Annotated in this window: 7 protein-coding genes; 4 read left to right on the top strand and 3 right to left on the bottom strand. The window is 49.3% G+C overall.

The features are described 5' to 3' along the window. Positions 1–288 precede the first annotated feature (288 nt). The 4 genes from LKK83_RS17855 to LKK83_RS17840 all read left to right on the top strand — a co-directional run bounded on the left by LKK83_RS17855 (position 289) and on the right by LKK83_RS17840 (position 7012). Complete coding sequence (locus tag LKK83_RS17855) at positions 289–1410, top strand: DUF1822 family protein (RefSeq protein ID WP_324632614.1); 1122 nt, start codon at positions 289–291, stop codon at positions 1408–1410. Positions 1411–1480: 70 nt separating this feature from the next. Further along, complete coding sequence (locus LKK83_RS17850; RefSeq protein ID WP_324632613.1) at positions 1481–5746, top strand: HEAT repeat domain-containing protein; 4266 nt, start codon at positions 1481–1483, stop codon at positions 5744–5746. Positions 5747–5905: 159 nt separating this feature from the next. Continuing rightward, positions 5906–6058 (top strand): hypothetical protein, encoded by a 153-nt coding sequence (locus LKK83_RS17845; protein ID WP_324632612.1) that lies wholly within the window; start codon positions 5906–5908, stop codon positions 6056–6058. Between the two features lie 198 nt (positions 6059–6256). Beyond that, positions 6257–7012 carry a tetratricopeptide repeat protein gene (locus LKK83_RS17840; protein ID WP_324632611.1) on the top strand — a complete coding sequence of 252 codons (756 nt, stop codon included), beginning with the start codon at positions 6257–6259 and terminating at the stop codon, positions 7010–7012. Positions 7013–7246: 234 nt separating this feature from the next. On the opposite strand, the gene LKK83_RS17835 is transcribed toward LKK83_RS17840, so the two are convergent. The 3 genes from LKK83_RS17835 to LKK83_RS17825 all read right to left on the bottom strand — a co-directional run bounded on the left by LKK83_RS17835 (position 7247) and on the right by LKK83_RS17825 (position 10761). Beyond that, a complete protein-coding gene (locus LKK83_RS17835; protein ID WP_324632610.1) occupies positions 7247–7687 on the bottom strand; it encodes a hypothetical protein in 441 nt (146 codons plus the stop codon). Positions 7688–7973: 286 nt separating this feature from the next. Next, the gene (locus LKK83_RS17830; protein WP_324632609.1) at positions 7974–8999 is read right to left on the bottom strand and encodes an ABC transporter permease; all 1026 of its coding nucleotides are present in this window, start codon (positions 8997–8999) and stop codon (positions 7974–7976) included. 142 nt (positions 9000–9141) lie between these two features. Then, the gene (locus LKK83_RS17825) at positions 9142–10761 is read right to left on the bottom strand and encodes an ABC transporter substrate-binding protein (protein ID WP_324632615.1); all 1620 of its coding nucleotides are present in this window, start codon (positions 10759–10761) and stop codon (positions 9142–9144) included. Positions 10762–10943 lie beyond the last annotated feature (182 nt).

Below are 10943 nucleotides of genomic sequence, written 5' to 3'. Positions count from 1 at the left end.
AGGAGCCGGATGAGGTGAAAGTCTCAAGTCCGGTTCTGAAGACGAGTAGTTCTGGTGACGGAATTGCTTAGTTTAACCTTACGCACTATAAACCGAGTGGCGCGGGTTTCCAGCTTAGATATCTCGACGAGAGACCGACGAGTTGCGATTCAAGCGTTCGGGCAGTTTTTCAGGGGCAACAATAGAATAGAGGTTTCAGCCCGTTCCCGCAAAAGGATCCGGACTAGGGTCAAGAAATCCGCTCGGCGATCGCAAGTCCGATGGTAAAGTCCAAATTTAACCCGAAAAATGGCGATTAAACCTAAACCCAGCTATCGACTCACCGAGAAGGGATTGCAAAAATTAAAAAAGAAGATTCCCGAAAGCTGCTTAAGAAAGGGCACTGATGGCAATCGTGAATTCGGGGACGCAAAGGATAAGCCTGCCAATCTGAAGGATTGGGTTAATATCAGCGAATTAAGTGTAGAGGTTGGGTTGAATCGGGATACGGTTTCTAAAATCCTCAAAAGAGAAGAAGGCGTCAATCTGACCACCCTAGATCGATGCTTTAGCAATCTGGGGATAGATTTAGAGGAAAAGCCTGGGGAAGATTATGAAGAAATACCACGAACTGTAATTTATGACTCAACCAACCGAAATCAATCGAAAAACGGAGCATTTATTCAAATCGATCGCTGGAACAATATAGAAGTCAAAGAAGTTCGCAGTATAAAAGGCAAGCGAAAAAAATGGTGTTTGACGCTTGAGGGTGATTTAGATGAATTGAATACAGACACATTAGAAAAGCTCGAGCAATTCGTGCAAGAATTATCGGAAGACGACACGCAAAAAATGATTAAAATAACCAAAGGTTCTATCGTTATTGAATTTGCAGGTTCTCAAGCAGGATTCGAGCGCATGCAAGCTTTATTCGAGTCGGGACAACTGACGGAAATAGGGGGATTTGCGGTGCAGGAGGTGAGCGCGGTGTCGGAGGAGGAAAGGGAACCGACGCGCTTGAGCGAATGGTTGGAGGGGATTTTTGCCCCGGTGTGGGAGTCGGTGGACGAGTTGTTGAGGACTTCGGAAGCGAATCTGGCGTTTCGCAGTGTCGATCGCGCGGTGGTGAGGCGGAAAACGATCGCCCTCGGGGAAGATGCAGAGACTGTAGAACTGGCGATCGCCATTTCGCCTCTGGAGTCGGGGGAAGTCACCCTGGTGATACAGATATTGCCCAGTCCAGGATGTACCCAGCTTCCAGAAGGGTTAGAGGTACGCTTGCTCGACGAAAGCGATCGCGAAATTCCCGGCGCTAAAGCATCGTCAGCCAAAGAAAATATCCAATTTGAGATAACCGCTGAGTTAGGCGATCGCTTTAGCATTATAATAGAACAAAATTCCCGCCGAGTCGTGGAACCCTTTATCGTTTGACAGCGATTTGCGCTAACCGAGCGTTTTCCTGCAAATCATTGCCACAGAAGCTCTCTTCCCTGTTTGCCCTATGCCGAAAAAACGCGCCGATCTGACTATACATGGCACCCTTGCAGAGGGGCTGCAAATCGTCTGCCAAATTAAACACGAAAATCAAAACCGAGTGCTGGAGGATTTCAGCGTTACCCTCCCTTCCAACCCGCAGCTTAAAGAAGCTTACCAGAAGTGGCGCGACACCTATCTAGGTCTCGGAGTAGCCACCCGAGCGCTAAAAGTTCATAACGTTAAAATCGACCGAACTCCCGAAGAGCTTAACCAAGAATGCAGCCAGCTTTCCACAACCTTTCGCGAAACCTTCAAACAATGGCTGGCATCCCCTTCATGCTCGCTCCTGGAAAAAAATTGTTTGAAGCACTTGTATTACCGAGAAGACTCGGATGGGGATGATGAAGTCAGTATCATCATTAAAACGGAAAGCCTGGAATTACAAAAACTTCCCTGGCATTTGTGGGAGTTAATTGACGAGAACCCCTACGCGGAAGTGGTGTTAAGTTCCCATCACTCCAGTGGGGTGAAGGTCAACTCCGTCTCTACCTACAAAGATAGAGTCAGACTGTTAGCTATCTTGGGCAATAGTGAAGGAATCGATGTGAATGCGGATCGAGAAGCCCTCGAATCCATTCCCTGGCTCGAACCGATATTTCTGGAACAGCCCAATCTGGAAGAAATCTCGACAAAATTGTGGGAAGAGCATTGGGACATTTTATTTTTTGCAGGTCACAGTGAAACCGTGGGCGATAGCATCGGTCGGATATACATTAACGACTCGGAGTTTTTAACCCTCGACCAGGTAAAATATGGTTTAAAAGCAGCGATCGCCCGGGGATTGCAAATTGCGATTTTCAACTCTTGCGATGGAATTGGTTTAGCGCGACAACTGGAAGAAGTCAACCTTCCCCAAACCGTGGTGATGCGAGAACCGGTGCGCGATCGCATCGCCCAAGAATTCCTCAAAACATTTCTCAACTCCTTTAGCAACAACAACTCTTTTTATCTGGCGGTGCGACAAGCGCGGGAACGATTGCAAGGCTTGGAATCGGAATTTCCCAATGCTTCTTGGTTGCCAATTATCTTTCAAAATTCCGCCACGGAACCGATGAGTTGGGAAGAATTGCGCGGACTTCCGGGAGGAATCGATTGGCGCGCGATTTGCGAAGGAGCGATCGCGCCATTATCGACCCCTTCTTCTTCCCCGCCAAACCCCAAAAACCCCGCTTCACTGGATAGTAATCTTTGCGTCCCTTTAACCTTAATCGATACCCGTTACGGTGCTTTGGCGGAAACCTCCCTTTCCCCAGAATCTACAGAACAGATAGAAGATGCAGAGGAAGTGCTTCCCCCGCATCACTTCTGTAGTAACGATGAATTTTTCCAACGGACATTAGGGAGCAACAATCAACTTCCCCAAGCTCACCACCGGATTGCGATCGTGGGGGAAACCGGCAGCGGAAAGCAGATGCTATTGCAAAAAATGGCAGAGTGGATTGTGCAACACCAACCCCACGCCTGTCCTATTTGGATTCCTTTAGCAGAGTTAAACGATCGCGATTGGGATACCCTGGAAGAATACTTAGAACACAAGTGGCTCCCAGAGGTTTTAGGTGGAGCAGAAAATGTCACCGAACAGACCTTACCAGCCTTACGCAAACTGTTTGAAAGCGAAAGAGTTTGGCTATTGCTCGAAGGTCTTGACGAAATGCCAATTCTCAACAGCAAAGAATCCCCCTTCGAGGTCATTGCCAATCAACTCACGTCCTGGATCGCACCCGCCCGGGTGGTGCTGACCTGTCGCGCCAATCTGTGGGAACAAGAACCCACCAATGTTGTAGAAGACTTCGAGATTTATCGGATTGCCGGCTTTACCTACCCGCAACAAGTTCAGCAATTTATCGACCAGTGGTTTGCTGCCGATCGACCTTCTGCAGAGCGAGAAAACCTGGCCGATAGTCTGAAAGCCGAACTGGAAACCCCAGGCAAAGAACGGTTGCGAGAAGTTATCAAAAACCCGATTTGTTTGCGGGTGTTATGTCAGACTTGGCAAATTGAAAAGGGAAGTTTGCCCGAAACCAAAGCTGCTTTATACGAACAGTTTATCGAGGCGATTTACCAGTTCAACCAAGTGGGAGTGTCCGAGCAGACAGCCGGGGAACGACAACAGTTAAATGATGGCTTGGGCAATTTAGCCTTAGAAGTCATGCATCCGGAAAAATCTCAGTTTAAATTGCGACAAACTGAGGCATATAAACAGCTTGAAAAACCCGATCGCCAACTATTTCAGCAAGCCATTGATATCGGCTTGCTAAGTTTTGTCCGGAAACCGGACGAAGACCCAAACGAGTGGTTGTACGAGTTTTGGCATCCGATTTTACAGGAATATTTTGCCGCCCACCAGGTAGAAGATTGGCGATTTTTTCTCGATCCGGAGCGGGGGGTATATCGCATCTTCGACCCCCACTGGAAAGAGGTGATTTTGCTGTGGTTCGGACGAAAGGATATTCCAGGCGATCGCAAAGAAGAATTTCTCGATGCTTTGCAGAAGTTTGACCCCTACATCGAAGCGGAATTTTATACCTATCGGGCGTATTTTTTAGCAGCGGCGGGAATTGCCGAGTTTCCGCAGTCTCAAGCTGCTGATGAGATCGTCGCACAAGTCATCACCTGGGCCTTGGGTGAGGAAGTGGAAGACGGAAGCCGCCAGAAATTTCCCCCCGCCCTGGAACGCAGTGCGCGATCGGCACTGCAAGAAAGCGATCGCCCGCAGGTTATCCACCAACTGACTGAAGCATTACAGGCTACTTCCGATACCAGTACCTGCACTCGCATCGCGTTCGCCCTCGCACAGCTCGATCCAGGCAACCGGGAGGCGATCGCTGAGCTGGAACAATTGCTCGATTCCACGAAAGACCCCAATCTCCGCCTCGAAATTGCGGCGAGTGGGGCGGAAATCGAGCCGGGTCATTCAAAGGCGATCGCCGCCCTGGAGGAACTGTTAAACGCTAGCCCCACGCCGCGCTTTACCCAAAAAGTGGCCGATTGCCTCGGAGAATATGCGGCGGACAAAACCAGGGCGATCGAGGCGCTCAACCACCTGTTGTCCCGCACCGACGATCGCAAACTTCTCAAACAGGCGGCCCAGAGTTTAGGGCGACTGGCTCCCAACTCTCCCAAAGCTTGGGAAAAGTTGCTCGAAGTGTTGGAAAACAGCAAAGATGAACAATTGTTGCGGCTGGTGGCATATAGCCTGGGGGACCGGGGGTTAAGTCACCCCAGAGCGATCGCCGCCTTAGAGAATCGCCTCGACCCCCAGTTTAATCGCTCCATTCGCCAGATTGCTGCTTTTAACCTGGGAAAAATCGCCCCGGGCCACCCGAGAGCCACAACCGTTCTCGAAGAACTTCTACACTCAACTTCCGAGGAAAAATTCCGCTGTATCGTCGCTCATAACTTAGGGCAATTAATTCCTAAGCACCAGGGCGCGATTCACACCCTCCGTTCCATTTTGGAGCGCTGTGCTGACAATAAACTGCGCCGATTGGCGGCTTATAGTCTGGCACAAATTAACCCGGGCGATGCCGACGCATTCGATACCTTGGTCGAACTCATCCGCAATACGCAAGATGAGGAAACTCGCTGTTTGGCGCTTAAAAGCCTGAAAGCCATTTTAAAGGGTAAGTATTTTTTCAAAACCATTACTGCGTTAAAAGATGACTGGTCGATTCAGGGAAAAAATCTCGATTCGCCTTTAGGTCGTCTTTACTACGATTTGTTTTGGTTATGTGCCGATCGCCTCAATTATGTGGATTTCCATCGGGCAATTTGCGGGGACAACCCGCCAACTTCTGTCCAGAAGTCTGGCAAAAATTGTTTGGCCAATCTCCGTGGGAGTGAGAATACGTATCCCCTGGCGGTTAATCTCCTCTCTCTGGAAGGGGAAACGGATTCCGCCGCGATCGCGCAAGTCCTGTGCAACAAAATTTATGCCAAGGCGTTGCCCAGTTTTCCAATCCCGGCTGCTCGTAATTTTGCTGAGTTGGAGCGGTGGCTGTTGACAGCCAAACAAGAGTTGGAAACGCAGAATTTGGCCTTAATTTTGCACGAGTGCGACCCTTATCCGGAATTGCTCAACTACTGTCGTCGAATTGCGGCTTCCAATGACGTGGGTTTGCATTTGGCTTGGATTACGGATCGACCGTTAGAAAAGCCGATTTGTGGTTTTTCGCCCCAAGATGGCAATCTCGAGGCTGCTTTGCAACAGTGGTTGTCACAATTGGGTTAATCGGATAAAATCCGGCGGGCAAAAGCAATGGCGATCGCGCCTGGGTCGGCAATGGGGGGCATAAAAAGCACTATTGTTTCGCTCCCTCTTCCTGGGGAGGATACATTGTATCGCCTTTTGTATATATTTTCGCCCTGGCTCCCAGGTCGCGCCCTACCCTTGCCAACGCTGACGGTGGTGGATCCAGAGGGGATATTGGAAGCACCCTTGCTCGATCGCGTCCCAGATTTTTCCCCTCCTTGGCTGAATATTAAAAATTGTTACATTGGCTTGACAAATTGCTCCCCGCGTTTATTCTCCCTGCACAAATAAACTCGAAGGAAACTGATTTGCGTAAACTTCGCAATTTATCACCACCCTCAACTGATTTTGTATCGGGAAAAACCCTAGTTTTTTACTTGAATTAAAAGATAAACCCCTGGGTTTTGGTTGCCAACTTGACTTGTGGCTTAGCTACACTGGAGAAACAGCGGAAAATCAGTCAAATCATTAAATTTTAGGAAACTGCCAATGTTGAGAAATAAAAATCGAGGCATGGGGCGAGTGAGGGGGATGGCGATCGCGCTGAGTTTGAGCGCGGTAGTGTTAGCGCTGGAAACGAAACCCTTGCACGCGCAGATAGGCGATCGCGACGATCGTGGCCCAGAGCATCACGTGTGGGTGTCCCAGGATGCGGAAATGTTGCAAGCGGCGGAGCAAAATTACTACCAGGCAACCAAACTACAGGAGGAGGGGGATTTACCTGGAGCGATCGCCGCCTATCGAGAAGCGATTCGCCTCTATCCCGATTTTGCCGAAGCCCAAATCAATTTAGGGGTAGCATTAGCGCGTTTAGGAGAAATAGAAGAGGCGATCGCGGCCTATCGAGAAGCACTTCGCATCAATCCCGAACTGCCTACCGCTCACTATAACTTAGGGTATGCCCTAGCGCAACAACAGCAACTAGAAGAGGCGATCGCTGCCTACGAAACCGCCATTCGCTTCCAGCCGAACTATCCACCCGCTTACTATAACATGGGCAATGCCTTGGTCAATCTTCGCCAATTAGATCGCGCCATCACTGCCTATCGCAACGCCATTCGCCTGCAACCGGACTTTGCCGAAGCACATGGCAATCTCGGCATTATTTTATATCAGCAAGGCCAACCAGAAGAAGCTGTAAATGTCCTGCAAACCGCTCGAGAATTATTTGCCAGACAGGAAAACCCAGAAGCCGTCAGTCGCATTGAAGGGGTGTTAATTCGACTTAAAACGATGAGAAACTAAGGAGATGTTTACCTTAATTTTCTTTATTTTCGTTTCCATTTTTTATTGGAAACGAAAAAAAGAATTAATCGGTTTAAAATGATTTGATGCTAAGCAAGTGTAAAAATTATGCAAGCACATTGATTGGGGAGAAAGGCGGCTTCTCGGAGAAGGCGTTCCCAGCTTTGCTGGGAACGAGTTAAATATCTTGCCAGTAATTTTATGCCAAGTTTAAAAAATATATCGCCTCCTCAATCACCGACCAATTTTGTGCAAAAAATATTCGGCTTCTTGTTCCACCATATCTGGGACGAAGCCTTCATTTTCCGGGACTAAGGGAGTTAAAAGAAAAGCGGTAAACAAGAACAGCAGGCCCATTCCCGCCGTGAGAACGGTCAAACTCAATGCCGTGAGAACGATGAGATTGCTTGCGGTAGAGAGGGGATGTTTGCCACGTTCTGCGCGCAGACGTTCTCGCGATCGCCGTTCCGGTCCGCTGAGCAAAACCACATAAAACCCCCGTTTAAAAAAAGGAATGGTGAGGCGAATATCCACCGGATGCTTTTTCCAGGAACGCGGGCCAAATTCCCGTTTCACCATCTCCATTTGAGTGGGAGTAAAAGTGGATGCAGTTTCCGGAGGAATGCGGGAGGCAAATTCATCCAAAAACGGGTCAGAATGGGATTCGCGTTGCATGTTCAAACCTCTTTTGAGCCGATGCAGAGAAAGCCACGAGTGGGTCTTTCTCCTATTGTGGGTCGATTGACCGGCCCATGTCATCAGCACAATTCCCGGTTTTTGCGGGGGAGGGGATGCGTGGAATTACCGAAACTTTGGCGATTCCAGAGTCAGAAAGAACGTTCTGGGAATGAGTTAGCATTTAATTTGCATAATTTTGCCACAAACTCGTTCCCTGGCTGAGGCTGAGCGGGGAAACGAGTTTGTGTAAATATGCAATTTAAACGTCTAACAATCCAAACACTTAATAGCGAATGCGCGGGTCGATGTAGGCATTGAGGATATCGATGAGGATGCTTGCCAAGACCACGATCGCGGCAAAAAACACCACAATTCCCTGCACCGTAGGATAATCGCGCAAAGAAATTGCCTCATACAAACGATTAGCCAATCCGGGCCAAGAAAAGGTCACTTCGGTTAAAATCGCCCCCCCGAGTAATGCCGCGAGAGTCAATCCCATCACCGTAATCACCGGAATCATCGCATTTTTCAGGGCGTGGGCCATGACGATTTTGCGCTCTTGAATGCCTCGGGCGCGCGCCGCTTCCACATAATCCGCTTGTAGGGTTTGCTTTAAATTCACCCGGACGATGCGCTCGAAAATGCCGCTAATCAGAATGCCCAGAGTAATCGATGGGAGGGCCAAATAATAGATCGCGGTGAAAAACTGACCGAAATTGAGACTTAACAGACTATCCACCGTGTAAAGACCGGTGGGACCTTGGGGGGGAGTTGCGGCGATCGGGAAGCGAGTTCCGAGGGGAAACCACCCGAGTTGCACGGCAAAAATCAACTGCATCAGCATTCCCACCCAAAACGCCGGCAAAGAATAGGTGATAATTCCGAACATGCGTCCCCCCACATCCCAAGGGGTGTTGGGATGAGACGCGGACATGATGCCCACACCGATGCCCACCAGCAGGGCCACCGTCATGCTACAGACGGCGATTTCTAAAGTAGCGGGGAAATATTGCTGAATAATTTCCCACACGGTTTGTCCGCGCGTGGTGAGGGAGGTGCCCAAGTCGAATTGCAACAAACTTCCCATGTAGCGGAGATACTGCACCCACAAGGGCGCACCTAAGCCAAGCTGCTGTCGGATTTTTTCTTTTTCCAGTTCTGGGGCTTTCGGACCTAAAATGGCATCCACGGGGTCCCCGGGAGTGGCGCGCAGCAGCAAAAATACCAAGCTGGCGATCGTCCACAGCATCAAGGGGGCGAGCAACAGGCGCAGCAGAATATAGGATTGTAGTGCTTTGGAACGAGACATGTTTGGTGTTTGAAGTTTGAGGTTTAGGGGGGGGAGGCGGTGGAAGACGCGATAAATCGCATCTCTACAGGTTGTGTGTTCCCCCCAGGGGGGAACGAGTTAGCGCAAGATTTTAGCATCTCTGCGGAATCGTTCACCCAGATTATTTGCGAATCGTCCAAAAGGGGACTCTTTGGGTGGGTTCGATGAGGACACCTTCGATTCCCGGTTGGGCGAAGATGTATTCTTTTCCTTGCCAGAGGGGGATAAATGGCACATCTTGACCGAGGATTTCTTGAATTTCGCGGAAGATTTGCTGACGTTGTTCGGGGTTTTGTTCTTGGCGCTGTTGGTCGATGAGTTGATTGACGCGATCGCTATAATAAAACGACCCCCACAGTTTGGTTTCTCCTTCTTCGCAGCCGCTTTCTGGAGACCCTTTGGTGCAGTCGAGAAACGGTTGAATGTAGTTATCCGGATCCAAAAAGTCGGGGGTCCAATCCAGGATAAACATCGGATAGATGCCTTTGTCCAAATTATTATAAGCCGTGGCCGCTTCCACGCTTTGCAATTGAATCTTCACCAGGTTTTCTAATTCCCGTTCGGTATAGGCTTTAATTGTCAAGGCTGCATCGGCATTGGTTTTGAGATTGGAGCGATACCACAGTTCTAGGGTGAGCGGATTGGTTGCGGAGTATCCGGCTTCGGCGAGGGCGGATCGAGCGCGATCGATATTGCCATCGCCGTATTTTTGTTCAAAAATTGGCTGATAGTATTTGTCTAATGTTGCGGGAATCAAACTATAAAGCGGTTCGATTTGCCCTTGAAAGACGCGCTCTTGCAGGAGTGGGCGGTTCACGATCGCCGCGATCGCCTGTCGCACTTCTGGCTTTTGTAATGCCTCGTCTTTCATATTTAAAGTCAGGACGTAAATCCCATTACTGCGACTGGAAATCACCCCCCATCCTTGGGATGCGGCTTGTTTTTCCAAACTGGCAATTTGATTGAGGTCCAAAGAGCCATAGGTTAAATCTACAGCTCCTTTGCGGAAGGAATTATAAACGTTTGCCGGACTAGAAAAGCGCTGGATATCGATGCCGGGATTAGCGGGTTTTTCGCCCCAATAATCGTCAAATCGCTCTAATTTTATCGAATCGGTGCCATAGCTGGCGAGTTTGTACGGTCCGGTTCCCACAAAGCTATCGGGTTTAAATTTACCGTCGCCGATTTCATAAGCTTGGGGCGAAACGGCGGCTAAACCGGGAAAGGTTAATAAATCGGTAAATGCCGCAAAGGGTTGTTTCAGGGTGAGGGTTAATTCATACTCGTCAGTGGCTTCGATAGATGCGACGATATTGGATAATAATGAGGAGGGAGAACCGCCATTTTGCATAAAGCGGTTGAGGGAAAATTCCATTGTTTGGGCATTGAAAGGGGTGCCATCATGGTAGAGAACCCCTTGGCGGAGGGGAATGGTGTAGGTTACGCCATTGTTGCTAATGGTGGGGAGGGCGGTGGCGAGTTGGGGTTTGAGGGTGGTGGTGCCGGTTTCGTAGGTGTAGAGGCGATCGCCGAGGTTGTAAAGCAACATCCCCGAGGCATTTTCATAGGCATCTGCGGGGTCGATGGTGCGAATTTTTGCCGTGGTCCCGATCGCGATTCGACTGGGATCCGCATTGGGATTTGTCGCACTGCGATCGCCACAGCTAATCGCCAGAAAACAACACAGTGAAAACAATCCGACAAATTCTAGCAGTTTGCGCCACTGGCGAGTGCCCACCACGGCTTCGATTGTATCGGTGAAACTGGGATATTTTGCCCACTTTACAGGTTGCTTGTCCAATTTTTCCCCCAAGGAATGGTTGTGCCTGAATTCTAGATTTTACCGTAATTGCGAAAGGTCTTTGTTCAGTTTGGATCGATTTTCAGCCAACTTTTCTGATTCACCGGATAATTTAGGTCGGT

Source organism: Phormidium sp. CCY1219, from assembly GCF_035615515.1.
Taxonomy (GTDB): Bacteria; Cyanobacteriota; Cyanobacteriia; order Cyanobacteriales; family Laspinemataceae; genus CCY1219.
Note: the sequence above shows the minus strand (reverse complement) of the source record. Positions and strands in the feature narration are given on the sequence as shown.